Genomic DNA, 25,517 nt, shown 5'->3' on the forward strand with positions numbered 1-25,517 from the left:
TAAGGAGTTGAGCATGAATTATAATATTCGTCCTATGACTGAAGCGGATATCGACGATGTTTATGCTATTGAAATTACCACACATATCGCTCCCTGGAAGAAGAGTATCATAAAAGACTGTGTTCGAGCCGGTTATAATTGCCTTATTCTTGAAATTCAAATTAGAGAACAGCGGGTTATTAGTGGCTATATTATTTGTAGGGAGAAAGATGGTTATTGTCATCTTTTAAATTTCTGTATTGCCAAGCACTTCCAATCTAAAGGTTATGGACGAAAATTTTTAGAGTACCTGGTAGCGACCATTTCTGAAAATAAAGAAATGGCTTATATTATTTTAGAAGTAAGACCAAGTAATAAAACAGCAGTACATCTCTATGAATCTTTTGGGTTTAAAATTAACAAAATTAAAAAAGCCTATTACACCGACAATGAATTCATCGAAGATGCCATAGTTTTTAAAAAGAATTTATAAAAATTCTATGTCAAGACTGTTTTTTTCTTTTTTCTTTGTTATCATAGCAAGCTAATCTGAAAAATATCTTTTGTTCACATCTGTGGATAACTTACAAACTAATCCTCAAGCATATCCCTCTTAAAATACGCATAACTCTTACATGATCCTTTGCTAGACAGGCTTTCCTTTTATTTTTTTTATTTCTCATAGAATTATGTTATCCACAAAATCTGTGGATAAGTCTGTGTATAGGGCTGTGAATTGTTTGAAAAATCAGTTAAATGTATTTATGATCTAAACTTAAACAATAGGGATGATTTCTTCTAACTGCTACTCCTGTGGGCTACGCAGTTAGTAGATAGGGCGAGTAGTTCCAAGGAAAATAAAAAATTTAAACTGAGTTTTTTATGCTCTTATATATGAAAATATCGTTTTTAATTTTATCTCCTGCTTTAGGGGGGGTGTTCTGTTAAAATTTTAGAAAATTTCACATGCTGCTTTAGGGAGTTCTTTAAGAAAAGTATGTAAGTCTTTCTCACCTAAAGAAGTATAGGTTATGCATTGTGGCTCACTATTACTTAACTTATCCTCTTGTAAGCCTTGTGGGAAGTTAAGAGAAGTAAATATTCTAGATTTTAATCAAAACGGCTAATTATCATGACAACCCAATAGCCCTATGCTACCCTTGCCAGCCATCGTTCCTTGATTTAAAGATATCCTTGTTGAGAATAATTTCATGAGAAGAAATCGATCTAAACCTAATCTTACCCCACAAACTGCAGAAGTGGTTAATTTAAGTCATGACGGAAAGGGGGTAGCTCGTATTAATGGCAAAGCAACTTTTATTCAAGGTGCTTTGCCAGATGAGACAGTAGAGTTTCAATATACGCGCATCAAAAAAGATTTTGATGAAGGGCAGTTATTGTCAGTGATCAAACCTTCCCCATTACGAGTGGAACCTAAATGCCCGCATTATGCTTTTTGTGGCGGCTGTTCCTTACAACATATGAGCGAAGCAGAACAAATTCATTTTAAACAAGAACAACTTTTAGATTTACTTGCACGCTATGGCCATACTCAGCCACAAACCATATTAGCACCCTTAGTGGCCAAACAGTGGAATTATCGTAATAAGGCACGTTTAAGTGTACGTTATGTTGAAAAAAAACAAGCAACTTTGGTTGGATTTCGTGAACGAAACAGCCCACGCTTTATTACTGAAATTAGTCAATGCCCGATATTAAATGCCAAAGTAGATGCGGATATTATTCCTTTACGGCATTTAATTGATTCAATGGAAGACAAGCATTGTATCGCACAAATTGAAGTAGCTGCAGGTGATGAAGAAATAGGATTGATTTTTCGCAATCTATCTGCACTTACTGAACATGACGCATTGAAGATTCAAGAGTTTGCAATACAACACCAGTATAAGATCTTCTTACAACCAGGTGGTCCTGATACCGTATCTTGTTTTTATCCACCGCAAGCAAGTAACTATTTAACTTACAGTTTGCCTGACTATCAAATTACCTATTTATTCCATCCTAACGATTTTACGCAAGTAAATGCAGAGTTAAATCGTGCTATGGTTGTGTTGGCTATGGAATTAATGGACATAAAAAGTACAGATATCGTGCTAGACTTATTTTGTGGGTTGGGCAATTTTTCGTTGCCAATGGCAAAGTTTGCTGCCAAGGTACTTGGTGTTGAGGGTAGCTCCGCAATGGTTGAACGCGCTTATATGAATGCAAAAGCAAATAACCTAGGCAATGTGGATTTTTATGTAGCCAATTTAGATGATGTGCATGAAGTACAAAAACTGGTACAGCAGCACTGTACTAAGGTATTAATCGATCCTCCACGTTCTGGGGCGCTTGAGTTGGTGAAGCAAATTGATGTCCTTAATCCGGAGCGTATTGTTTATGTGTCATGTAATCCAGTAACATTAGCAAGAGATACTGATATTTTAGTGAATCAAAAAGGGTATGTCTTAATAAAAGCCGGCGTAATGGATATGTTCCCTCATACTGCCCATGTTGAGTCAATTGCGTTGTTTGAAAAAGGATAAAACTCATGGTTAGAGTAAAAGATACTGTTCCATTAACGGCTGATGGTACCATTGATGTTGATCTATGGTTACATCAGCTTGGCGCCAAAGGTTATCTGGATAATCTTGAACTTATACGCAGTGCATGTGTTTTAAGTCAATTGGCGGGACAGGAACATGCTACTGAAACCGGACAATCCTGTTTGCAGCAAGGCTTGGCGATGGCTGATTTATTAGCTGACTTAGAAGTTGACCAAGAAACCTTGGCTGCAGCTATTATCTTTGAAAATGTCCATTATGCTGATTTAACTCTGGACGATGTTGAAGAACAACTTGGCCCTAATATTGCAAAATTGGTCAAAGGTATTGAGCGCATGAGCGCCATGCACAATATGCAATCCCTTAATAAGTATCCACAAAATAAACAACAAATTGATAATATTCGTAAAATGTTATTGGCCATGGTCGATGATGTACGTGTGGTATTGATTAAACTTGCTGAACGTTTATGTGTTTTAAGAGCAACTTCTCATCTACCGGAAGCACTACGCATACAACTTGCTACTGAGGCAATGGAAATTTATGCGCCATTGGCCAATCGGTTGGGTATTGGTGCCATTAAATGGGAGATGGAGGATTTGGCTTTTCGGCATTTACACCCAGAGCAATATAAAGCAATTGCTAAAGGATTAAAGGCTAAACGGCTGGATCGTGATAATTTTGTTAATATGATTGTAGCGCAGCTTAATGAGCAAATTAAACAAAATGACATTGAGCATTTTGCTGTGTATGGGCGCTCCAAACACATTCATAGTATTTATAAAAAAATGACACGTAAGAATGTAGCCCTTGATGAAATCTATGATGCTACCGCTGTACGTGTTTTAGTTGCTACTGAGCCTCAATGCTATGAAGTATTAGGAATGGTGCATACCTTATGGAAACAAATTCCTGCTGAATTTGATGATTATATTATCAATCCTAAAGCTAATGGTTACCAATCATTACATACCGCCGTAGAAGGGCCTGAGGGTAGGGTATTTGAGGTACAAATTAGAACCTTTCACATGCATGATTTAGCAGAAATGGGAGTTGCTGCACATTGGAAATATAAAGAAGGTGGTGGTACTCGTAAAGAAAGCCATGAGCGTAAAATAGAATGGTTGCGTGATGTATTGGCTTGGCATAAAGAAATGGCCAGCAATAAAGGCATACCTGAAAGTACCACAACGGAGTTTTTGGAAGATCGAGTATATGTATTTACACCAGATGGTGATGTTTTAGATTTGCCACATGGCGTGACTCCTCTGGATTTTGCTTATTATGTCCACAGTGATTTGGGACATCGATGTCGCGGTGCACGTATTAATGGCCATATCGTGCCTTTAACATACCAATTAAAAACCGGAGATCGAGTTGAGATCTTGGCTGGAAAACAGCTTAAGCCTTCTCGTGACTGGATAAATCCTCATTTGAATTATTTAAAGACTTCACGGGCCAAAGCTAAAGTATTGCATTGGTTCAAAATGCAAGATTATGAACGTAATGTGCAAGAAGGTCGTGAATTATTAGATAAGGAATTGAAGGCTTTAGGTATTAAATCAGACAGATTAAATGAAGCGGTTAGCGCCTTGCATTTTAAAAAGCTGGATGATCTCTATGCAAACTTGGGGCGTAGTGATATTAAGATGGGGCAAATTATTAGTAAGCTTGCACCACCTAGTACTTCCGAGATTAATTTAGAAAAACTTGTTAAAACACATGCAAAGCCTGAAATTACCGGTAGTGACCTACGTATTGAGGGTGTAGGGAATTTATTAACTTTTATGGCTCGCTGCTGTCAACCGGTACCAGGTGATCCAGTAATTGGTTATATTACTATTGGGCGTGGTGTTTCCGTGCATCGCCAGGATTGTCCGAACATTATTCATGCAAGCGAACGTCAAAAACAACGCTTCTTACAGGTAAGCTGGGGCAGTGCAACTCGTGAAAATTATATGGTTGATGTCTTAATTAAAGCATTTAACCGCTCGGAACTGTTAAAAGATGTGACGTCCTTACTGGCTAATGAAAAAGCACATGTTTATTCTTTACAAACACAAAGCAATAAGCATGAAAATATGACCTATATTACCTTAACAGTAGATATCGATGGCTTGAATAGTTTATCGCGCTTGCTTACTAAATTGTCACAAATCCCTAATGTTTTGGAAGCACGTCGGCAGCTTTAAAATAGCTTGGTTGAAATTAATTCTATTTCCATTAAAATCGCCATACCAACAATCTGTTGGCAACTTGTTTTTAATGGAGTTAAGAATTATGAAATTATCTGTTCTCGCTGGCGTCGCTTTACTGGGTTTATTTGTTAATCAAGCAGGAGCGGCAGATCAAGCGACCACCCTTCATTATAAAAATTTACGTAATTCAACTTTAGAATTAAATTTTAGCAATGGTGATAATGTCACAGGCCTATTCACAACTGCTGTAGCGACTAAAGAATGTGAAGATGTGGTTGGTGTTGCACGTCCTGTTACAGGTTATGTACTTGGAAATGCGATTACATTTAGTGTGGAGTATCCCACTTGCGGATCAGTAGTTAGTTTCTCCGGACATTTAAACGAAGATAAGAGCAAAATTACAACGATTGCTATTGTAACACACCAAAACACAAAGCATTTTGGTTCGCAGTTTATTTCTAATGATGTATTTGCCCAACAATAGTAAATGTAGGCAGATTTCAGCCTACATTTACTATTGTTCTTTGTCCATGACCGATTTTTTTGTCATGTAGGGGAGACTATTGTTATAAAATAAATCCGGCAACCACACAGCGATCTTCGCTGAGCAAGACATTATAGGTTCTACACGCAGCACCAATTGACATACATTCAATGCCAATATGTTGTTGAGCTAATTGCTCTATAATGGACATAGGCGGAAACTTACCAGTATTTTTATGACCAATAATAATGACTTCTGGTTTCAATTGTAACAATTGTTGTAGATAATTCTCATCGATATTTTGAATATTTTTTATTGTCAGTTCAGTAAAGATTTCTTCTTTGGAAACAATTAAACTCTGCTCATAAACTACAGAGTTAATTTGAATTTGATGGTCGCTATACGCCTGAATTGCATGATTTTCTGCGGTTTCTAGATGAATATGCATGGTTTTAGGTAGTTTGTTAAGTTATAGTGGCCGTGAGTATACTATAGAGGTTAATATTATGAATCAATTTCCACGAATTAAACGACTCCCCCCCTATGTTTTCAATACTATGACGCAATTGAAAACAGAAGCACGAGCACGTGGAGAAGACATTATTGATTTTGGTATGGGTAACCCTGATCAACCCACACCGCCACATATTGTTAATAAATTAGTTGAAGTGGTGCAAAGACCTGATACTCATCGTTATTCAATGTCTAAGGGGATTCCACGTTTAAGACGCGCTATGGCTAGTTGGTATCACCGGAATTATGATGTTCATTTAGACAGTGAAACCCAAGTTTTAGCCACGATTGGTTCCAAAGAGGGCTTGGCGCATCTGGCTCTGGCAATTAGTGGCCCCGGAGATACTATTTTAGTACCTGACCCTGCTTATCCTATCCACACCTATGGCTTTATTATTGCTGGCGCCAATGTGAAGCAAATTCCTTTAATCGATGAAATGCAATTTCTAGTGGCCGTTGAGGAGACAATTAATAGCAGTTTGCCAAAACCTAAAGCTTTAGTGATTAATTTCCCAGCAAATCCAAGCACACAGTGTGTTAACTATGAGTTTTTTGAGCGAGTAGTCGAGCTTGGTAAAAAACATAACATTTGGATTATTCATGACCTTGCTTATGCGGATATCGTTTTTGATGGTTATAAAGCACCATCTATTTTGCAAGTCCCCGGGGCAACTGATATTGCTATTGAAACTTATTCTATGTCCAAGTCATACAATATGCCTGGTTGGCGCGTTGGGTTTGCGTGTGGAAATAAAGACTTGGTTGCTGCGTTGACGCGGATTAAATCTTATTTGGATTATGGAACCTTCACTCCTATCCAGGTTGCTGCGATTGCCGCCCTGGAAGGTAGCGATGATTGTGTCCATGAAATTCGAGCTCTTTATGAAAGCCGTCGCAATGTGCTTTGTGATGGACTTAATGAGTTAGGCTGGCAGGTGACTAGACCTAAGGCAACGATGTTTGTATGGGCTCCAATTCCCACACATTATGTTTCTATGGGATCATTAGAGTTCAGTAAGTATTTGCTTAAGGAGGCTCACGTAGCTGTTTCTCCTGGTATTGGTTTTGGTCAACAAGGGGATGGTTTTGTGCGTTTTGGTTTAATTGAGAATAAAGATCGCACACGCCAAGCGTTAAGAAACTTAAAGGCAATGTTTCGTCGCGATGGAGTGATTACAGCATAAGAACATGGGCTAGCAACAATACATTAAAGATTAAATAATAGGAGCTAAGGTGTATCTTATTCTCAATGCAGAATGCGACTCCATTCCAACACAGGTAAAATCATTAGTATCCGCAGGCAATGTCTTACTGAACTTATTCACTGCCCTAGGTTATGACCCTGAAGATCCCCCTTTGGCTGATTTATTACGAAGAATGCATGGTCTTGAAGGGGATTGGTTAATTTTGAGCCCTATACACTGGCAAGTAACCCATAATGATGCATTAATTGTGGCTATTGGAAAAGAGTTACGGCTGGATGAATCCACCTCCAAGTCTTGGTTTACCTTTTTTGCCAAGTATCTGCGTGAAGAGGAAATGACCCTATATTATCACAATGCAGAAACCTGGCTACTTCATGACCCTAAACAACATCCTTTACAATCAAAACCAGCCTATTATTTATTAAGTCGATCTTTAATGCCAGAATTGGCGCAAATGGACTCTACTTTATTTTGGCAAAAATTTATCACTGAAAGCCAAATGCTCCTTGCTTCTAAAGTAAATGATTCAGACATGAATGGTCTATGGCCTTGGGGGAACGCTAAATTAACTGAGCCCAAAAAAATCAGCATTTGCGCTGATGAAACATTGTTTTCTATTGCTCAATTATGCAGTACCAAGGCTTGTTTGTATGACCCATCAATAAAAATTAAAGAGCAGCAGATTCTATTAATTAATGATCTTTCAGTACTTAGTACATCTCATCAAGACGAATTAAAAAAACTAAATGCTCATTGGTATTGGAATAATGTGGCTTATACCAGTGTTAATAGCAATTGGTTTACTCGATTATGGAGAAAATTAACTTATGCGTATTAAACGTCGTCCGCAACCAACTCATATTTTAAATTTACCTAATATACCAGAGGTTCTTAAAAGGATTTTTGCTGCTCGAGGAATTACGGAAGCCTCACAGTTAGATAAACAATTGCAGACTTTATTACCGTTTAATTTATTAAAAGGAATTAATGAAGCCTGTGCACGCCTGGAACAGGCATTGCGTGAACAGCAACGTATTTTAATTATTGGTGATTTTGACGCGGATGGTGCAACGTCAACTGCTTTGGCTATTACCGCATTAAAAGAGATGGGTGCACAGTATATTGATTATTTAGTGCCTAATCGCTTTGAGTTTGGTTATGGGCTGACACCGCAAATTGTTGAGGTTGCCAGTCAATGGAATCCTCAGCTCATCATTACTGTAGATAATGGCATTGCCAGTTTTGAGGGTGTTGAGCGAGCAAATCAATTAGGTATTGATGTTTTGATTACCGATCATCATTTGCCTGCAGAGACGGTACCTGATGCTTGTGCAATTGTTAATCCAAATCAAAAAGGATGTGCATTTCCTAGTAAATCAATTGCGGGAGTAGGAGTTATTTTTTATGTAATGCTGGCTTTACGCAGACATCTTGGTAACAGAGATTGGTTTGTCAGCATGCAGATTCCTGAGCCTAATATGGCCAGTTTTCTGGATTTGGTCGCATTGGGAACAGTTGCCGATGTGGTGGGTTTAGATCAGAATAATCGCATTATGGTTAATCAGGGAATGGCGAGAATTCGCCAGGGACAATGTCGTGAAGGCATTAAGGCTTTAATTGAAGTTTCTGGACGTGAATGTTCTCGCCTACGAGAGTCGGATCTGGGTTTTGCGATTGCTCCTAGATTAAATGCTGCAGGTCGATTAGATGATATGTCTTTAGGTATTGAATGTTTAATTTCCAAAGATCCAAATCAGGCGAGAAACTATTGCTTGCAATTAGATGAATTAAATCAGGAGCGAAAACAAATTGAACTGGAGATGAAAGAACAAGCCATGTTGGCTTTAGAAAAGTTGGCAATGAGTAATGATTATCAAGGAAAGCACTTGCCTTTAGCTTTGTGTCTTTTTGATAAAACCTGGCATCAAGGGGTGATTGGAATTTTAGCAGGGCGAATGAAAGAGCGTTATCATCGTCCAGTAATTGCTTTTGCTCAAGTTAGTGATGAAGAGCTCAAAGGTTCAGCACGTTCAGTACCTGATTTAAATATTCGCGATGTGCTCGCAGCAATAGATAAAGACCATCCAGGATTAATTACCAAATTTGGTGGACATGCCATGGCAGCAGGGGTGAGTATTCGACCACAAGCAATAAATGCTTTTCGTAATGCTTTAGTCGCTGAAGTGAGTAAGCATCTTGATTTATCACAATGTGAGGGTGAGTTACTGACCGATGGCCCTTTAGTGGCGGCTGAATTGAGCTTGGAAACAGCACAATTGATTCATCAATCTGGTCCATGGGGTCAACAATTTGCAGAGCCGGTATTTGATAATGTGTTTGAATTATTGGATCAACGTTTGGTTGGAAAAAATCATTTAAAAATGACTTTGATGCCAACTCAAGGTGGACAACCAGTAGATGCGATTGCATTTAATGTGGATTTGAATAATTGGCCAAATCATCGAGCTCGTTATATTCATATTGCGTATAAATTAGATATTAATTTTTTCCAAGGAAGAACACGTTTGCAGTTGATGGTGCAAGCAATGAATGTGATAGAGCAAGAGAATATTGTTTAAACGGCCTTATTTGTGCTTAATTTAAATTGTCTAAGTATTTTATTACCAATATTTTTGTATAAAATAGAGCGATTGCATTATAATAATCCTTTTGCTAATTAATTTATTATTGTGTCAGACGCTCTTTTTTCACCTTTAGCTATTGCACCAATGATTGACTGGACATACAGTCATTTTCGCGTATTTATGCGTATATTAGCGCCTCATGCTTTGTTATATACCGAAATGCAAACCGCAGGAGCCATTCAAAATAATCCAGTGCGTGCATTGCAATTTGATGTAATTGAACATCCCGTTGCTTTACAATTAGGTGGTTCTGATCCACATGATTTAGGATATTGTGCGCAACTTGCACAGCGAGAAGGTTATGATGAAGTGAATCTTAATTTAGGTTGCCCTAGTGATCGGGTTAAAGCAGGACACTTTGGTGCTTGTTTAATGAATAAACCAGTTGTGGTGATGGCTTGCATCCACGCAATGCGTGAAACTACAACGTTGCCGGTAACGGCTAAAGTACGTATTGGTATTGATCAGCAAGACAGTTATGAGTTTTTTAGTGATTTTGTCCATCAATTAATTGCTGCAGGCTGTCAAAAAATTATTGTGCATGCACGTAAGGCATGGTTAAACGGTTTAAGCCCAAAACAAAACAGAACCATTCCACCGATAAATTATGATTTTGTTTATCGCATTAAAAAAGAAATTCCTCATATTCCCATAGTGATTAATGGGAATATTGCGACAATTCCAGATATGGCAGAACACTTGGATCGGGTTGATGGAGTCATGTTAGGACGTTTGGCGTGTGATAATCCCTATCAAATTGCTGAAATTCATCAACAACTGTATCCTCAAATTTCTAAACTTTCACGTAAAAAAGCCTTTGTTAAATATACTGATTATTTACAAAAAGCCTATAATAAAGGTATTCCGCTTAGTTTATTGGTAAAACCAGTATTTAACTTAGCTTTTGGTTTGCCTGGAGCAAGTCAATGGAAGAAAAGCTTGATGTTAATGATGCAAACGAAAGACCTCTCTCTAATGCAACAACTAGTGCAATACCTATCTGAAATGGAAACAGTAACATAACAGATGATTATTGATGAGTATCAATCGATTTTAATAAAGGTATTCATGGTATTTTCCCATGAATTTTAGTACATTAGGCATTTTGCTATTTTAAATCTCCAGAGGATTATTTAGGCCATGCTGAATACGTTGATCAAGAAAATGTTTGGAAGCCGAAATGAGCGTACATTACGGCGTATGGAAAAGGCAGTAGTGGCTGTTAATGCGTTTGAAGCACAAATGCAAGCACTCACTGATACGGAGTTGGCTGCAAAAACACAACAATTCAGAGCTCGGTTTGCAGAGGGAGAAAGTCTTGATGAAATGTTAGCTGAAGCTTTTGCTACCGTTCGTGAAGTTTCTGTTCGTACCTTAAACTTACGCCATTTTGATGTGCAATTAATTGGTGGAATGGTGCTGCACGAAGGCAATGTCGCAGAAATGCGTACCGGGGAAGGTAAGACTTTAGTTGCGACTTTACCTGCCTATTTGAATGCGATTGGTGGTCACGGTGTGCATGTGGTCACAGTAAACGATTATTTGGCGAAACGTGATAGCCAATGGATGCGTCCGATTTATGAATTTTTAGGGCTTACCGTTGGTGTAATTTATCCTGACATGTCACATCATGACAAACAACAAGCTTATCGTTCTGACATTGTTTATGGAACCAATAATGAGTTTGGTTTCGACTATTTGCGCGATAATATGGCGTTTAGTCTTGCTGATAAAGTTCAGCGTGAGCTTAATTTTGCGATTGTGGATGAGGTAGATTCGATTCTTATTGATGAAGCACGTACTCCATTAATTATTTCTGGTGCTGCAGAAGACAGCTCGGAACTCTACATTAAGATTAATAAACTTATTCCACATTTGAAAAAACAAGAGGAAGAAGGTGGTGAGAGTGATTTCACCGTTGATGAAAAGCAAAAGCAAGCGCACTTAACGGATGCGGGCCATCAGCACATTGAAGAGTTGTTGACTAATGCCAAGTTGTTGAAAGAAGGTGAGAGCCTTTACCATGCCAGCAATATTATGTTGATGCATCATGTGAATGCTGCACTTAAAGCACATGCAATGTTTCATCGTGATGTAGATTATATTGTGAGTAATGGCCAAGTCGTAATCGTTGATGAACATACTGGCCGTACGATGCCTGGTCGTCGTTGGTCTGAAGGTTTACATCAAGCAGTAGAAGCTAAAGAGGGAGTTGCTATTCAAAATGAAAACCAAACCTTGGCTTCTATTACATTCCAGAATTTCTTCCGCATGTATAATAAACTCTCAGGTATGACTGGAACCGCTGATACAGAAGCTTATGAATTGCAGCAAATTTATAATCTTGATGTGGTAGTCATCCCTACCAATAAGCCGATGATGCGTAAAGATGAATCTGATTTGGTTTATTTAACACAACAGGATAAATTTAAAGCAGTTATTGATGATGTGTGTGCGTGTGTAGCACGCAAGCAACCTGTTCTAGTGGGTACTGCATCTATTGAAGCTTCTGAATTTTTAAGTCAGTTACTAAAAAAAGCACACATCCCTCACCAAGTCTTAAATGCGAAGTTTCATGAAAAAGAAGCGCAAATTATTGCTGAAGCAGGACGTCCTGGTGCAGTTACTATTGCAACTAATATGGCGGGTCGTGGTACGGATATTGTTTTAGGTGGAAGTTTATCTGCTGATTTAGCACAATTACCTCAAACCGCAACCGCTGAAGAGAAAACCAAAGTAAAACAAGTTTGGCAACAGCGTCATGATGAAGTGTTGGCTGCAGGAGGGTTAAGAATCATTGGTTCAGAGCGTCATGAATCACGTCGTATCGATAACCAATTACGTGGCCGCTCTGGTCGTCAAGGTGATGTGGGTAGTAGCCGTTTTTATTTATCACTTGAAGATAATTTAATGCGTATCTTTGCTTCTGAGCGTGTAGCGTCCATGATGCGTCGCTTAGGAATGCAGCCAGGTGAGCCTATTGAGCATAGCTTAGTTACTAAAGCGATTGAAAATGCACAACGTAAGCTTGAAGGGCACCATTTTGACGTAAGAAAGCAATTACTTGAATACGATAATGTTGCTAACGATCAACGTCAAGTTATCTATACTCAACGTGCTTCCATTATGGATATGACTGATACTGAGGAAGTCATTAACATGATGAGAGAAGAAGTAATTGATAATCTGGTGGATACTTATATTCCACCGCAAAGCTTAGAAGATCAATGGGACTCCAAAGCTTTAAGTGATGTATTATCCGAAGAGTTTAAGCTTGATATTCCTCTTCTGCAATGGATTGAAGAGGATCATCATATTCAAGCCGAGCAGATTAAAGAGAAAATTCTTGAAGCTGCAAAAGCGCATTATGATGAGAAAGTACATCAGGCAGGAAGAGCCGTGATGTCACAATTTGAAAAATCAGTGATCTTGCAAACTCTAGACAATCAATGGCGTGAGCATTTAGCCGCTATGGATCAATTGCGTCAAGGTATTCATTTGCGTGGTTATGCGCAAAAAGATCCTAAGCAAGAATATAAAAAAGAAGCCTTTACTTTATTTACTTTGATGCTGGATAATTTAAAGTATGATGTGATTCGTATTATTTCTTCTGTTGAAATTCAAAATCAAGAAGATGTTCATGCTGTTGAAGAGCAACGCCGTGCGGATCAAATCAGTAAAATGAATTTAAACCATGGTGACTCATTTAATGATGATGAAAGTGGTGTACCTCAATCTCAAACATACAAACGCCAAGAAAAGAAAATAGGTCGTAATGATCCTTGTCCTTGTGGTTCTGGTAAGAAATATAAATCATGTCACGGTAGTTTGGCGTGATTCGTGTTGCTATAGCTGTTCTTGTTGATAAACAGCAACGGATTCTAATTACCCAACGCCCGCTTCATGCTTCGCATGGTGGGTGTTGGGAGTTTCCTGGCGGTAAATTAGAGCTTAATGAATCTCCTGAGCAAGCTTTAATACGTGAAGTCCAAGAAGAAATTGGTTTAAAGGTTATTAAGTATCAATTTCTTGGTGATGTAATTCATCAATATACGGATAAATCAGTGCAGTTACTGGTTTTTTTAGTTACCGAATTTAAAGGTAATCCTTCCTGTATTGAAGGGCAATTGGCTATGGCTTGGGTAAAGCAAGGGGAGTTAAATGCGGATGATTTTCCTGAAGCTAATCGCCAAGTGATCGCATTAATCCCCAAATTTTAAGGACAAACTCTTATAGCATGGCATTCTTTTAGTTTTACTTCTGAGCAAGTTGTAGATAACGTTGATGTAACTTATTGACTTTAAATTTTAACTCAATCAAGGTGCCATCATTTTCTAAAATATCATCTGCGTACTGTAAACGCACATTAAGATTCGGTTGGATGGCAAGTATTGCCTGGGCTTGCTTTTGTGAACAGTTATCACGTTGCATGATACGACTAATTTGTGTTTTTAACGGTGCGGTTATTAATAAGATACGATTTATATAAGGATAGTGAGTTTTATCGATGAGTAGAGGAATTTCTGCAATACAATAAGGGTTTGGACAAGCCTCTACTTGTTTTTTAATGTGTTGACGTATGAGTGGATGTAGAAGTTGCTCAAGCCAAACTCGTTCTTCAGTATTAGAAAAAATAATCTCTCTTAATGTCTTACGGTTAAGTTCACCAGTAGCTGTTAAAACCGTATGACCAAAATGGGCAACAATTTGGTCTAATGCTTCTTGACCTTTGGCAGTCAGATCTCGGGAAATCTGATCAGCATTAATAATCGATACTCCCCTGGATGCAAATAAAGCAGCAACAGCACTCTTACCGCAAGCAATTCCACCCGTCAAACCCACACAGTAAACCATTAGCTATTTAACTCATTTTGATTGACGCAGGTAACAAAATTAACATAACAGGTTCCAGGTACTTTACTTTTTTGTCGGCAATAATTTTTAGCAGCTAAAGCGGCATCATAAAGTTGCCAATAACTGTTGCCTTCCCATGCTATTGCATTGAAATCAAGAGCCGTACATTTCCACTTTGGTTTGATACTCACCCCTTGAATAAATTGCTCACAATTTCCTGATGCAGTGATACAGGTTGCTGGTACGGTACTTTCTTTCTTGCAATTGGCGAAGGCAAAATTTAAAGCTATTTTTTGATAAAAACTACGGGCAACCCATTTGTTACCAGTAGTATCATGAGTAGTGCATTGCCAAAAATTTCTACCATCATCTACTAGAGGCTGTGCAAAGGTTAAAGATGCATAACTAAGTAATACAATCAGGAAACAACGAACTCCATCATTCATTTTTTTCTCCTCGAAGCAAGCTTCTTAATTGTTCAATAGACAATGCCTTTGAAAAATACCAGCCTTGCAGTAATTGGACTCCATTTTTAAGTAAGTAATTTACTTGTTCTTCTGTTTCTACACCTTCAGCAATAATAATTAAATTTATTTTCTTCGCTAAATCAATAATGGCATCGTTTAATGATTCAGTAATTGCCTTCGTACCAATGGCATGTATAAATAATTTATCGATTTTAAGATAATTGAAAGGAAAATATTGCAAATAGCTAATACTTGCATGTCCTGTTCCATAATCATCCACTGCTAAAGAGAAGCCTTTCTCACGCAGCTCTTGCATTTTCATAATATTGGTTTCATTATTTTCATCTAATAAATCACGTTCAGTGATTTCTAGCAAGATTTGATTAGGAGAAACAGTGTAATCATTTAAAAGCTTATAGAATCTATTGAAAAAATCCGGATCAGTAAAATGAAGTGCACAAATATTAAATGATAGATGAAATGAAGGATCCGCTTTTAAAATGCTTTTGGCTTCTTTAAAGGCAATTTCAATAATTTGTAAAGTTATTGGTACTATTAAACCAGTATCTTCTGCTTCTTCAATAAAAAAGTCAGGCATGATGACTTTGTCTTTGCTTTCCTGCCATCTCAAAAGCACTTCTGCTCCTGTGTAGCTGTTGGCGTTAATATCAAACAAAGGCTGATACACTGGGTAAAATTGTTTATTCTTTAATGCTTTTTTGATCGACCATTGAAGTGAATAATGTTTGCGTAGAAGATTTTTTAATAACCTGTATAAAAGAAATGAAATGACTAAAATATCAAGGCCGAGTAGGGCTTGGTTATACCATAAATGATGAAACATGGTTTGATGACATTGAATAACAATTACTTTTATACCATCTACACTTTGTAATGCAGCGCTAGCATACACAGGTTTTGAGGTAAAAAGTAATTGAGAGTCCATTACCTTTTTATAGAGCCAGGAGTCTTTCTTTGTATGTTCTATTTCTAGAATGTTTTTTTTCTTATTTTTATCATATAAAATAACAGTATGTATTCCCGACTCTACTGGTTCCAACAAATTTGTTAGTATCGAGGACATAATAATAACTTCGATATAATAATTAGCTGTTTTTCTCTTAATGGAAAAAATGGGCTGATCAAACATCGGTAATTCAAGTGGCCCTATAAGGGCTTGGGTTGAGGTGTTTTGCGTTAAAAGAAAATTTTTATTATGAGGCAAAGTGGAACAAATCAGATGATGACTGGTATCAAGTATGGCCAAGCCAGAAATTTGTGGGTGATTGATAATAATATGGCGTAAGTAAGGTATAAAATTCTTTTCGCAGCTTACGTTTTTTTTCTTATAAATAGGCAAGGAGTGTATTTCTGCAAATACATTATTAATAAAATTATCTGTTTTATATGCCAGATTATTTGCTGTTTCTTTAAGTGTGGTATGAGTATTGTGAATATTACTATACCATGCTACGTAGGAACAAAGTACAAGAAGAGCAATCGTGATTAATATCCAAACTGTTCTAAATTGTCGATAAAAATAATCTGACAAATAATGCCACTGTCGATTCATTATTTAAGCTTTTTATGCATATGCTGCTTTTATAGAGTGTAGTGTTATTTCCGCCAATTTCCCAATAATATTTCCACTTATATTTAACGGCGGTAGCCAATAAAGAGTATTGCCCATAGGTCGTAACAAAGCACCATGTTTTAACGCTTCTTGAGCGATCTTATTACCAATACGTTTTTGAGAGCCGGATTCAAGATCTGCGGCAACAATAGCTCCTACACCACGCACATTAGTAATCTTACCTGATAACTGCGCAATTTCATGCATGCATTTGCGCATATAGTCACCAAGGTTTTGCACGTTGGGAATTATTTGCTCTTCTTGCATGGCTTTAATCGTTGCTAAAGCGGCACTTACCGCCAGTGAATTACCACTGTAGGTATGTGAATGTAAAAACGATTTACCACTGCTATAGTCATCATAAAAAAGTTCAAATAGGCAATGATCAATCATCACGCAGCTAAGAGGAATTGAGCCGGAAGTTAAGCCTTTGGACAAGCAAATGAGATCGGGGTCAACTCCTGCATGATTGCATGCAAGCCATTCCCCAGTCCGACCTAAGCCAGTCATAATTTCATCGGCAATCAAATAAATAGAATTAGCTTTTGCCCAAGCTGCAAGTCTTCGTAAAAAATCGGGGCTGTAACAGAGCATGCCCCCAGCTCCTTGCACTATGGGTTCAAGGATAATGGCACATGTAGAGTGAGCAATGGCATTTAATTCCTTCTCAACAACTGGCCAATAGGCTTCACTATTATTCCATAACGGATCATTTTTATCATATACGTAAGGAATATGTTCAATAAAATGACAGGGAAGGCCATAAGCACTATAAGGTGCTTTATAAATTCCTAAGTCACTAACCCCCATAGTAGCAAGAGTTTCACCATGGTATCCATTTTTTAGGGCAATAAATTGTGTTTTATGTGCTAAACCACGAAGTTGATTAGCGTGAATCGTTAATTTTAATGCAATTTCAACAGCACTTGCGCCATCACTGGCAAAGAAAATATGTTGTTTTCCAGTGACTTGTGCTAAAACTTCACCTAATTCAACCAATGATGGATGAGTAGTATTTGCAGCAATAACATGCTCAAAAGAATCCATTTGCTTTTTAATTGCGGCAATTACTTGTGGGTAGCCATGACCTAGAGATTTACACCACCAGCTGGAGATGGCATCAATTAATTGACCTTTGTTGGTATAGAGGTAACAGCCTTGAGCACGTTCAATAGCCAATGGTGGATATTCTTCAAAGTCTTTCATTTGTGCACCAGGGTGCCAAATGTGTTGGAGATCACGAGTAATTAATTGTTCTATGTTGACCATTTTAAAAGATTTTGGTTGACAAGCGAAGATGCGACTTTATCATGTCCTCTATATATAAAAAATAGGGGTATGCTGTGACTCAAGTGAAAAAACAATGGACCATCCCAGAAATTACGGCAATTTATGAACAATCTTTTAATGATTTGCTAAACCAGGCACATCAAGCACATCGTGAGCATCATGAGGCGAATTCGTTGCAGTTTGCTACTTTATTAAGTATTAAGACTGGAGCTTGCCCTGAAGATTGCGGCTATTGTGCACAAAGTGGGCATCATAAAACGCGTGTGGAAAAAGAAAAATTGATGTCGGTTGCTGATGTTTTACAAAAAGCACAAGAAGCTAAAGAGGGTGGGGCCAAGCGTTTTTGTATGGGTGCTGCCTGGCGTTGTCCTCCAGAGAAGGTAATGCCACAGTTGCAAGAAATGATTGCTGGTGTAAAGGCCTTAGGTTTAGAAACTTGTATGACTTTGGGAATGTTAAATAAAGAGCAGGCTGCAGACTTAAAAGAGGCTGGTTTGGATTATTATAATCATAATATTGATACCTCACCTTCTTACTATGAAAAAGTAGTTACGACACGTAAATTTAGTGACCGCTTGCAAACCTTGGAAAATGTGCGGGAAGCAGGAATTAATGTGTGTTGTGGTGGTATTTTGGGTTTGGGTGAGAGCCGTGAAGATCGTATTGAGTTTTTACTCACTCTTGCTAATTTAGAAACTCCTCCTGAAAGTGTGCCTATTAATCGTTTGATTCCGGTTGCAGGAACTCCATTGGCAAAGTCGCCTCAAGTTGAAGGCATTGAATTAGTACGTACTATCGCAACTGCTCGTCTATTGATGCCTAAAAGCGTTATTCGTTTAACTGCTGGTCGCACTGAGATGAGTGATGAATTGCAAGCTCTATGTTATTTTGTTGGAGCAAACTCTGTATTTATTGGCGACAAATTATTGACTGAAGATAATCCACAACGACATAAGGATAAGATCTTATTTAATAAGCTTGGCTTAACTGAGATGGTATAAATAATGAATATTCATTAAAGCTGAGAGTACAATGTTTTTAAATGAGCAAATTAAAAACTATACCCGGCAATTAGCACAACAAGGCTTATTGCGCCAGCGCATTGTAGGTAATGCTCAAAATGATGGTCTAATTCATTTTGATAGTAATGATTACCTTTCTTTGCAACGCCATAAAGAAATAGCTGCAGCATACCAACGTGGCTATTCGTCTTATCCTTGTGGAAGTGGTGCTTCCATGTTGCTTAGTGGGTACCATGAAAATCATCGTGCTGTCGAAAAAAAATTTGCAGATTGGCTAGGTGTCGAAAATTGTATTTTATTTGTGTCCGGATATGCAGCAAATTTGGCTTTAACTGCTTTATTAGGGCGCTTAGAGGTGCATTGTTTTATTGATAAAGAAGTGCATGCTTCAATTTATGATGGTTTTCGTTTGGCACAGGTTGATTTTAGCCGTTATTTTCATAATGACTTGAGTGACTTACAACTAAAGCTAACCACAAAAACTGACGTTTCAGCGCTGATTACCGAAGGTGTTTTTAGTATGAGTGGGCAAATGGCCCCTTTAGCTGAAATTTCTTCTTTGTGTAGGAACAATCAAACCGATCTATTGGTTGATGAGGCCCATTCTTTTGGGGTTATCGGAGAACAAGGAAAAGGAGCAGTTGTTCATCATGGCTTAACTGCAAGGCAAGTTCCTTTAAGAGTGATTCCCTTAGGTAAAGCCTTTGCCTCACAAGGAGCTGTCCTTGCTGGTGAAGATGCGTGGATTACTGCGATATTGCAAGCAGGACGCTCCTTAATTTACTCGACGGCCTGCAGTCCAGCTTTAAGCTATGGCTTATTACATACCTTGGAAGTTGTCGCTATGGCAGATGAGCGTCGTTTAAAGCTCATGAATATGGTGGCATTATTTCGCGAGTTAACGAAACAATCTCCCTTTATTTGGGCAGACTCATCAACGCCAATTCAGCAATTACGTTTAGGATGTCCGCATAAGGCCATGTACTATATCCAAGAGTTAAAAAAAAGAGGGATTAGTTGTTCTGCTATTAGGACGCCGACCGTCAGCAAGAAAGAAACAGGATTACGGGTAATTTTGAATTTTAATCATACACCTGAACAATTACATTTTCTATTTAACATGCTTAATACTATATATGAATCTACATCTTAATGCCTATGGTCAAGGAATTCCTGTCGTTTTTTTTCATGGTTGGGGATTTACACATACAATCTGGCTGTCTTTAGTGTCACAATTAAGTGCTGATTACCACTTAATCTTGGTAGATTTACCAGGTTTCGGTGCAACAGAACAGATTGGATGGCCTGAGTTTAAACAACAGTTATTAAGTCAGTTACCAGAGCAATTTGCCGTCATCGGATGGTCGCTGGGAGGGCTTTATGCTACTCGTTTGGCTTTAGAAAGCTCTCGAGTCACTCAACTGATTAATATTGCTTCGTCACCACGATTTTTGATGGATGAGGAGTGGCCAGGAGTTTCCAAAGCAGTATTTGCGAGTTTTTATCATAATTTGCTTAAAAATCCAGAGGCAACTTTAGAAGAGTTTGTGCAGTTACATGCAGGTAAAAGACAATTTCAATTGCATTTGGATAAATCTCCTTCTCCTGACAGCCTGGCTTTGGGTTTGGAAATTTTAGAGACTTGGGATTTTCGCAACTCTTTGAAAACATATAAACGCCCTGTGACTTATATGTTTGGTCGCCTGGATCCTATTGTTCCAGTAAAAACCATGAAAGCAATGCAGATGATTTATCCTACTTTTAATTATGTTTTTTTTAATCGTGCCGCGCATATGCCGTTTTTATCACATCAGGATATGTTTGTTAATGAGCTAAGAGGGCTATTGTAAGTGAGACGTTATTTTATTACCGGCACTGATACTGATTGTGGTAAAACCTATATTACTGCCAGTTTAGTCTCTTCGCTAGTCAATGCGGCAGCAATTAAACCGATTGCCAGTGGTTGCATTGAAAAAGAAGGACAACTTATTAGTAGTGATGTTTATCAGTTGCAAAAAGCAACGCATTTGGATAAGGAGATCATTAATCCTTGGTTATTTAAATCACCCGTTTCTCCGCATATCGCGGCAGTAGAAGAAGGAGTTTTATTGTCTGCAGCTGAAATTGCTGATTATTGCCTCAATGTACAGCTACCCGGAATCGAGTATTTATTTATTGAAGGAGCGGGTGGTTTGATGGTTCCTTTAAATAATGATGAAACTTGGATTGATTTCTTAAAAATCGCTAAGTTACCAGTGATTTTAGTTGTGGGTATGAAATTAGGTTGTCTTAATCATACTTTACTTACAGAATCTGTTTTGCAAGCGCATAATATTTTTTGCCATGGATGGATTGCTAATTGTATTGATGCAGAAATGTTGGCTTTATCTGCAAATATCGAGACGTTACAACGCAAATTAAGAGCACCTCTTTTGGCGATTGTGCCTTACGGTGAGGGAATTTCTACACTAACTCTTTGAGCAATATCACAGTTGTTGTTTTATTAATTTTCCCATACTATAACTAGCACTATTTTAACAGCTTGAGGTGAACTATGTCGACCAGGGATAAGCTTGTTCAGTCAGTGGTGTCCGCGTTTTTGGTGCTGGCTGCGACGAATACTAGTGCAGCAGCAGACAGTAAAGATACTCCAGCAATGGAAAAATGCTATGGTGTTGCGAAAATGGGAATGAATGATTGCGCTACTGCCACGGCTTCTTGTGCTGGTTCTGCAACTAAAGATAAGCAAAAAGATGCATTTCTTTTTATGCCAAAGGGATTGTGCCAAAAGTTAGTTGGCGGCAGTCTTAAATCTGAACAGTAAAATAAGGACTTACATCATGAATGGTTTCGCACGCTGGGTTTCTTTATTAATTGGTTTACTTGTATTTACTTCAGTAGTACAAGCAAAGCCTGAAACTTTGATTTTAGATAATCAGCATACTTATGTACTCTGGACGATTAAACACCTTGGATTTTCCACTCAGGCAGGTAAATTTTATGCAACTGGACAATTAGTCATTGATAAAGATCATCCTCAGCAAAGCAAAGTGACGGCCGAGATTAATATGGCCAATATTTCCACAGGTTTACCGGAGTTGGATGACCACCTTAAAAGCCAATTATTTTTTGATGTAAAGCAATTTCCTAAAGCAACCTTTGTTAGTGATAAGGTACAGATGGTTGGTAAGGATAAAGCCAATGTCTCTGGTATGCTAACGCTACATGGTGTGACCAAGCCTGTAGTAATGCATGTAACCTTTAATAAGTCAGGTATGAATCCTATTACTAATAGGATGACAGCCGGTTTTTCAGCAATAGCAACCATTAAGCGTTCTGACTTTGGAATTAATGCTTTATCTCCAGCACTTGATGATACAGTGCATCTTAATATTGAAGCAGAAGCTTATTTGAATAAACCAGAAACAGTTACTCTCGAAAATCAAGACAAAAAAGCGGAATAATAATCACAAATACAGTTCCTCTGTGTAACAATTGATCTCCCAAGAAAGGATGATTTATGCAAATTAAAAACAGTAAGACACGATTTGGCATTGTTGCTATTTTATTTCATTGGGTTATAGCTATTTTGATTATTGGTTTGTTAGCTTTAGGCTTATATATGGTTTCTTTGCCTTGGGGATTGCAGACATTAAAATTTTATGATTGGCATAAAGAGTATGGCTTATTAGTGCTATTTTTAGCTTTTTTCAGGTTATTTTGGTATTTAACCAATGTGAATCCAGAATTAACCTTACCTTTATTGGAAAAAATAGCTGCACGAAGTATGCATTGGGCTTTATATTTATTTATGTTTGCTATGCCAATTACCGGTTGGTTCTTGACTTCAGCAGCAGGTTTCCCCCCATCTTTCTTTGGTTTATTTACTTTACCTACTTTGATTGCTGCAGATCCACAAAAATTGGCTTTGTTTCAGCAAATTCACAAATGGTTAGGTTATGCATTGATTGTTGCGATTAGTTTGCATTTTGCTGCTGCTTTAAAGCACCATTTTATTAACAAGGATGATATATTACGGAGGATGTTCTCATGAAATTGTTACATTCCATTTTCTTTTGTGTCTTTACTATCAGTTCCATAGCCTATGCCGATATTTTACCGCAATGGAATATTATTCCTACTGAAAGTAGTATTTCTTTCACTGGAACACAAAATGGCGCACCGGTTACAGGTTCATTTAAGTCTTTTACTGGGACAGTTATTGCCGATCCTATCAAATATCAGGACAGTAGTATTGATATTATCGTACAAACTGGTTCTCTTTCTGTATCTTATGCCGAACTGGCAAATATATTGGTAACTCCAGATTGGTTTAATGTGAAAGAATTTCCCAAAGCAGAATTTAAAGCTACAAAATTTAATAAAATAGATAATTCAACTTATCAGGCTATTGGGGATCTGACAATTAAAAATAAATCAGCACCAGCTACTTTCACTTTTACGGCTATTGAGTCTTCAAAAAATCATTGGATTGTTACAGGACACGCAACGATTAAACGTAGTGCTTTTAGTGTTGGTATTGGTGAATGGGCAAATACTGATGTGGTTAAAGACGATGTGATTATTAATTTTAAAATAGCAGTGATTCCTAAAAGTTAAATTTGTAATAGCTTAGGGGCTGTTGACAGTCCCTGGAGTTCTTTAAAAAAAATCATTTAGAAGAGTTTGCGGCGAATGCAGCATTGCTCTTTACGTTGGTTATGCGATCTTCTTAAGCTCCATAACCGAAGCTGGAATTAGCTCAGGGACTACTTCATCAAAAAATTGTAATTCTAATGTAACTGCTTGGACGAAAGCATTTCGCATTTGTTCTAGTACTTCAGCATTAGTTTTTTGCGCTAGTTCATTGATCACATCAATGAGAGCATGGGTTGCTTGAGAAAATTCAGGACTTGAATAGGTATTTATCCAGTTTTGATAAGGATTATTTTCTACTTTTTGTTGATTACCCAGGATACCTAATTGGTAATAGATCATGAAGCAGGGCAAAATACTGCATAAGGCAACAGGTAGAGGGGAGTTAATGTGAGTATTAATAAAGTGAATGTAGTTAGTAATAGCGGCTTGGGGTTTTGATGCTTCAGAATAAGTAAAATATTTATCATATTCTTTTTGCATATTTTTTTCATTATCAAGGATATCTGTTGCAAGATGATATAATAATTCCGCGAGGGAAGGATAGGTCTTTTTTAGCGATTTTTCTATTTTTTGTAAGGCAAGAGCGTAATGATGTAAATAAATGTAATCATCATGTAAATAATCACCAAAAACTATGGGATTAAGAGTGCCATCAAATAATTCTTTATTGAATTGGTGCTTGACAATAAGCTTTAATTGCTTCTCAACAGGTTCTGTTTTTCGCAGAGTGCCGATAAATCCGGGAGCTAATTTAAAAATAGATAATTTATTTTTCATAATCCACTCTTCCTTCGCTGGCATTATCCAGAGCAGGTACAAAGGGTGATTCTCAGCTAAGCAATATTAGGCTTAGCACCCCTGGTGATAAAGAAAAATTATAATTGCAAATATAAAAGAGTGTCAATAAGAAATATAAAGTGATATTTGGATGCGTGTGGATATTGGATTGTCTGGAATATTTAATTGATTAAATATTCTAATGCTTGATTGCGCGGAAAGATATCGAAAAAGCATTTTGCACGTTCATTAAGTGATACGAGGTCCATCATAATGAAACGAATCATCAAGTTTGGGCGCTTTACTAGAAATCAAATCATGGGTATTAATTTTAATATTAAGCTCATCCGCTTTTAAAAAATAACCAGAACCCAAATCATTTTCAACTAATTTCAGTTTTGCTTTCATTTCACATATAGGAACTATATTTTCTTCAGTTTTTCCTGTTGTTTCTAAATGACATTGTTTCATCACTTTCTCAAGTTCTATACTCATGTCTTTAACTTCTTTGAGTGAGTCACTATTAGTACTCATGACAAGAATATTTCCTATTGGGTTATTACAAGTTAATATTTTAACAGACACTGTAGCATAAATTTCTTTGGTTTCAGGATCTTTAGACCAGTTAACATGCCCTTTAACTTGAGCTGGTTTTAGTCTAAGGCGTTCATCATTTGTCATTGTAATTGAATTTGAAAACTCATTAAGAACAATGGCTTCAAGAAATTGTCCACCAAAGTTAAAAATCTTATTAGCCTTTGAGTCAGGTGAACTAATCTCATCTCCTGCAAAAGACTCTATCGAAGAACAAATGCCTGGATCTTTATTCTCATCTTTTGTTTGTGGTATCACTGCACCATAGATGGTTACTCCTTCGCGCCTAAAATCTATTACTGAATTAGCTTTATCAGGCAGCTCTTCCTGCTTGGTTGTATTTTCTAAATCGAGAAATGCTTGAGATTCTGCTAATTGCTCTTTGGTATAATTGATCTCGCTAACAGGTATCTTTCCGTTAACACGATGCATTGCTAGCTCATAGCTCGTAAGTAAATACTCATGCACATCAGTAAAAAAACGGTAAGTAGGCGAATTGTATTTTAATGTCAATGTAGGTTGAGATACTTCTTTTGATGAGCTATGTACGTCGTTTAATACACGATAGTGTTCTTTATCTAACCCCAGTTCGGAGTTTTTAAGTAAGAAAAATGGAGTTCCAAAGGCTTGTAA

General features: G+C 37.5%; 25 protein-coding genes and 1 riboswitch. Of the genes, 18 read left to right on the forward strand and 7 right to left on the reverse strand.

The genetic code is table 11. The annotated features are described in order from the left end of the window. Window positions 1-13: 13 nt before the first annotated feature. The 4 genes from rimI to QM652_RS01910 all read left to right on the forward strand — a co-directional run bounded on the left by rimI (window position 14) and on the right by QM652_RS01910 (window position 5,225). The gene (gene rimI / locus QM652_RS01895) at window positions 14-472 is read left to right on the forward strand and encodes a ribosomal protein S18-alanine N-acetyltransferase (RefSeq protein WP_415072455.1); all 459 of its coding nucleotides are present in this window, start codon (window positions 14-16) and stop codon (window positions 470-472) included. A 718-nt stretch (window positions 473-1,190) separates the two neighbouring features. After that, window positions 1,191-2,525: a 23S rRNA (uracil(1939)-C(5))-methyltransferase RlmD gene (gene rlmD / locus QM652_RS01900; protein ID WP_415072456.1), complete on the forward strand. Its 1,335-nt coding sequence runs from the start codon at window positions 1,191-1,193 to the stop codon at window positions 2,523-2,525. 5 nt (window positions 2,526-2,530) lie between these two features. Continuing rightward, entirely contained in the window at window positions 2,531-4,735 is a 2,205-nt protein-coding gene (gene relA, locus QM652_RS01905) for a GTP diphosphokinase (protein ID WP_415072457.1), read from the forward strand. Between the two features lie 88 nt (window positions 4,736-4,823). After that, on the forward strand, window positions 4,824-5,225 hold the full coding sequence (locus QM652_RS01910) for an avidin/streptavidin family protein (protein ID WP_415072458.1): 402 nt from the start codon (window positions 4,824-4,826) through the stop codon (window positions 5,223-5,225). Window positions 5,226-5,307: 82 nt separating this feature from the next. Here QM652_RS01910 and QM652_RS01915 read toward each other — a convergent pair whose 3' ends face one another. After that, on the reverse strand, window positions 5,308-5,673 hold the full coding sequence (locus tag QM652_RS01915) for an Mth938-like domain-containing protein (protein ID WP_415072459.1): 366 nt from the start codon (window positions 5,671-5,673) through the stop codon (window positions 5,308-5,310). A gap of 58 nt (window positions 5,674-5,731) precedes the next feature. Between QM652_RS01915 and alaC the strand changes: the two genes are divergently transcribed. The 6 genes from alaC (at window position 5,732) to mutT (ending at window position 13,808) form a co-directional block, all read left to right on the forward strand. Next, on the forward strand, window positions 5,732-6,922 hold the full coding sequence (gene alaC / locus QM652_RS01920) for an alanine transaminase (RefSeq protein ID WP_415072460.1): 1,191 nt from the start codon (window positions 5,732-5,734) through the stop codon (window positions 6,920-6,922). A 49-nt stretch (window positions 6,923-6,971) separates the two neighbouring features. Next, window positions 6,972-7,781 carry a hypothetical protein gene (locus QM652_RS01925; RefSeq protein WP_415072461.1) on the forward strand — a complete coding sequence of 270 codons (810 nt, stop codon included), beginning with the start codon at window positions 6,972-6,974 and terminating at the stop codon, window positions 7,779-7,781. Next, window positions 7,771-9,522: a single-stranded-DNA-specific exonuclease RecJ gene (gene recJ / locus QM652_RS01930; RefSeq protein ID WP_415072462.1), complete on the forward strand. Its 1,752-nt coding sequence runs from the start codon at window positions 7,771-7,773 to the stop codon at window positions 9,520-9,522. Before QM652_RS01925 ends, recJ begins: the two co-directional genes overlap by 11 nt. 111 nt (window positions 9,523-9,633) lie before the next feature. Next, on the forward strand, window positions 9,634-10,611 hold the full coding sequence (gene dusA, locus QM652_RS01935; protein WP_415072463.1) for a tRNA dihydrouridine(20/20a) synthase DusA: 978 nt from the start codon (window positions 9,634-9,636) through the stop codon (window positions 10,609-10,611). A gap of 117 nt (window positions 10,612-10,728) precedes the next feature. Then, the gene (gene secA, locus QM652_RS01940; RefSeq protein ID WP_415072464.1) at window positions 10,729-13,425 is read left to right on the forward strand and encodes a preprotein translocase subunit SecA; all 2,697 of its coding nucleotides are present in this window, start codon (window positions 10,729-10,731) and stop codon (window positions 13,423-13,425) included. Next, window positions 13,425-13,808: an 8-oxo-dGTP diphosphatase MutT gene (mutT, locus tag QM652_RS01945; RefSeq protein WP_415072483.1), complete on the forward strand. Its 384-nt coding sequence runs from the start codon at window positions 13,425-13,427 to the stop codon at window positions 13,806-13,808. The genes secA and mutT overlap by 1 nt, the downstream gene beginning before the upstream one ends. Window positions 13,809-13,842: 34 nt before the next feature. On the opposite strand, the gene coaE is transcribed toward mutT, so the two are convergent. From coaE to bioA, 4 genes are all read right to left on the reverse strand, one after another. Next, window positions 13,843-14,442 carry a dephospho-CoA kinase gene (gene coaE / locus QM652_RS01950; protein WP_415072465.1) on the reverse strand — a complete coding sequence of 200 codons (600 nt, stop codon included), beginning with the start codon at window positions 14,440-14,442 and terminating at the stop codon, window positions 13,843-13,845. Further along, entirely contained in the window at window positions 14,442-14,888 is a 447-nt protein-coding gene (locus tag QM652_RS01955) for a hypothetical protein (protein WP_415072466.1), read from the reverse strand. The genes coaE and QM652_RS01955 overlap by 1 nt, the downstream gene beginning before the upstream one ends. Then, window positions 14,881-16,134 carry an EAL domain-containing protein gene (locus QM652_RS01960; protein WP_415072467.1) on the reverse strand — a complete coding sequence of 418 codons (1,254 nt, stop codon included), beginning with the start codon at window positions 16,132-16,134 and terminating at the stop codon, window positions 14,881-14,883. The genes QM652_RS01955 and QM652_RS01960 overlap by 8 nt, the downstream gene beginning before the upstream one ends. A 360-nt stretch (window positions 16,135-16,494) precedes the next feature. Further along, the gene (bioA, locus tag QM652_RS01965; protein ID WP_415072468.1) at window positions 16,495-17,811 is read right to left on the reverse strand and encodes an adenosylmethionine--8-amino-7-oxononanoate transaminase; all 1,317 of its coding nucleotides are present in this window, start codon (window positions 17,809-17,811) and stop codon (window positions 16,495-16,497) included. Between the two features lie 74 nt (window positions 17,812-17,885). Here bioA and bioB point away from each other — a divergent pair, with 74 nt between their 5' ends. From bioB to QM652_RS02005, 8 genes are all read left to right on the forward strand, one after another. After that, window positions 17,886-18,833 carry a biotin synthase BioB gene (bioB, locus tag QM652_RS01970; protein WP_415072469.1) on the forward strand — a complete coding sequence of 316 codons (948 nt, stop codon included), beginning with the start codon at window positions 17,886-17,888 and terminating at the stop codon, window positions 18,831-18,833. Between the two features lie 31 nt (window positions 18,834-18,864). Beyond that, a complete protein-coding gene (locus QM652_RS01975) occupies window positions 18,865-20,007 on the forward strand; it encodes an aminotransferase class I/II-fold pyridoxal phosphate-dependent enzyme (RefSeq protein WP_415072470.1) in 1,143 nt (380 codons plus the stop codon). Then, the gene (locus QM652_RS01980; protein WP_415072471.1) at window positions 19,991-20,704 is read left to right on the forward strand and encodes an alpha/beta fold hydrolase; all 714 of its coding nucleotides are present in this window, start codon (window positions 19,991-19,993) and stop codon (window positions 20,702-20,704) included. The genes QM652_RS01975 and QM652_RS01980 overlap by 17 nt, the downstream gene beginning before the upstream one ends. Beyond that, window positions 20,705-21,334, forward strand: a complete 630-nt coding sequence (gene bioD / locus QM652_RS01985) for a dethiobiotin synthase (protein WP_415072472.1) — start codon at window positions 20,705-20,707, stop codon at window positions 21,332-21,334. It begins immediately after the preceding gene. A gap of 74 nt (window positions 21,335-21,408) precedes the next feature. Then, entirely contained in the window at window positions 21,409-21,678 is a 270-nt protein-coding gene (locus tag QM652_RS01990) for a DUF2282 domain-containing protein (protein WP_415072473.1), read from the forward strand. Window positions 21,679-21,694: 16 nt separating this feature from the next. Continuing rightward, window positions 21,695-22,318 carry a YceI family protein gene (locus QM652_RS01995; protein ID WP_415072474.1) on the forward strand — a complete coding sequence of 208 codons (624 nt, stop codon included), beginning with the start codon at window positions 21,695-21,697 and terminating at the stop codon, window positions 22,316-22,318. A 56-nt stretch (window positions 22,319-22,374) separates the two neighbouring features. After that, on the forward strand, window positions 22,375-22,908 hold the full coding sequence (locus QM652_RS02000) for a cytochrome b (protein WP_415072475.1): 534 nt from the start codon (window positions 22,375-22,377) through the stop codon (window positions 22,906-22,908). After that, on the forward strand, window positions 22,905-23,474 hold the full coding sequence (locus QM652_RS02005; RefSeq protein ID WP_415072476.1) for a YceI family protein: 570 nt from the start codon (window positions 22,905-22,907) through the stop codon (window positions 23,472-23,474). The genes QM652_RS02000 and QM652_RS02005 overlap by 4 nt, the downstream gene beginning before the upstream one ends. 99 nt (window positions 23,475-23,573) lie before the next feature. On the opposite strand, the gene QM652_RS02010 is transcribed toward QM652_RS02005, so the two are convergent. Further along, a complete protein-coding gene (locus tag QM652_RS02010) occupies window positions 23,574-24,290 on the reverse strand; it encodes a TenA family protein (protein WP_415072477.1) in 717 nt (238 codons plus the stop codon). Continuing rightward, window positions 24,282-24,383, reverse strand: a riboswitch (TPP riboswitch). It overlaps the preceding gene by 9 nt. Before the next feature lie 156 nt (window positions 24,384-24,539). Then, window positions 24,540-25,517 (reverse strand): hypothetical protein (locus QM652_RS02015; RefSeq protein WP_415072478.1); only part of this gene is annotated, 978 nt, incomplete at its 5' end.

It is taken from the genome of Legionella sp. (assembly GCF_047605385.1).
Taxonomy (GTDB): Bacteria; Pseudomonadota; Gammaproteobacteria; order Legionellales; family Legionellaceae; genus Legionella.

What these genes read in the sequence shown, in the direction of transcription:
- rimI (WP_415072455.1), top strand. Translation starts at nt 14, where the DNA reads ATGAATTATAATATTCGTCCTATGACTGAAGCGGATATCGACGATGTT.
- rlmD (WP_415072456.1), top strand. Translation starts at nt 1,191, where the DNA reads ATGAGAAGAAATCGATCTAAACCTAATCTTACCCCACAAACTGCAGAA.
- relA (WP_415072457.1), top strand. Translation starts at nt 2,531, where the DNA reads ATGGTTAGAGTAAAAGATACTGTTCCATTAACGGCTGATGGTACCATT.
- QM652_RS01910 (WP_415072458.1), top strand. Translation starts at nt 4,824, where the DNA reads ATGAAATTATCTGTTCTCGCTGGCGTCGCTTTACTGGGTTTATTTGTT.
- QM652_RS01915 (WP_415072459.1), bottom strand. Translation starts at nt 5,673, where the DNA reads ATGCATATTCATCTAGAAACCGCAGAAAATCATGCAATTCAGGCGTAT.
- alaC (WP_415072460.1), top strand. Translation starts at nt 5,732, where the DNA reads ATGAATCAATTTCCACGAATTAAACGACTCCCCCCCTATGTTTTCAAT.
- recJ (WP_415072462.1), top strand. Translation starts at nt 7,771, where the DNA reads ATGCGTATTAAACGTCGTCCGCAACCAACTCATATTTTAAATTTACCT.
- secA (WP_415072464.1), top strand. Translation starts at nt 10,729, where the DNA reads ATGCTGAATACGTTGATCAAGAAAATGTTTGGAAGCCGAAATGAGCGT.
- coaE (WP_415072465.1), bottom strand. Translation starts at nt 14,442, where the DNA reads ATGGTTTACTGTGTGGGTTTGACGGGTGGAATTGCTTGCGGTAAGAGT.
- QM652_RS01955 (WP_415072466.1), bottom strand. Translation starts at nt 14,888, where the DNA reads ATGAATGATGGAGTTCGTTGTTTCCTGATTGTATTACTTAGTTATGCA.
- bioA (WP_415072468.1), bottom strand. Translation starts at nt 17,811, where the DNA reads ATGGTCAACATAGAACAATTAATTACTCGTGATCTCCAACACATTTGG.
- QM652_RS01975 (WP_415072470.1), top strand. Translation starts at nt 18,865, where the DNA reads ATGTTTTTAAATGAGCAAATTAAAAACTATACCCGGCAATTAGCACAA.
- QM652_RS01980 (WP_415072471.1), top strand. Translation starts at nt 19,991, where the DNA reads ATGAATCTACATCTTAATGCCTATGGTCAAGGAATTCCTGTCGTTTTT.
- QM652_RS01990 (WP_415072473.1), top strand. Translation starts at nt 21,409, where the DNA reads ATGTCGACCAGGGATAAGCTTGTTCAGTCAGTGGTGTCCGCGTTTTTG.
- QM652_RS01995 (WP_415072474.1), top strand. Translation starts at nt 21,695, where the DNA reads ATGAATGGTTTCGCACGCTGGGTTTCTTTATTAATTGGTTTACTTGTA.
- QM652_RS02000 (WP_415072475.1), top strand. Translation starts at nt 22,375, where the DNA reads ATGCAAATTAAAAACAGTAAGACACGATTTGGCATTGTTGCTATTTTA.
- QM652_RS02005 (WP_415072476.1), top strand. Translation starts at nt 22,905, where the DNA reads ATGAAATTGTTACATTCCATTTTCTTTTGTGTCTTTACTATCAGTTCC.
- QM652_RS02010 (WP_415072477.1), bottom strand. Translation starts at nt 24,290, where the DNA reads ATGAAAAATAAATTATCTATTTTTAAATTAGCTCCCGGATTTATCGGC.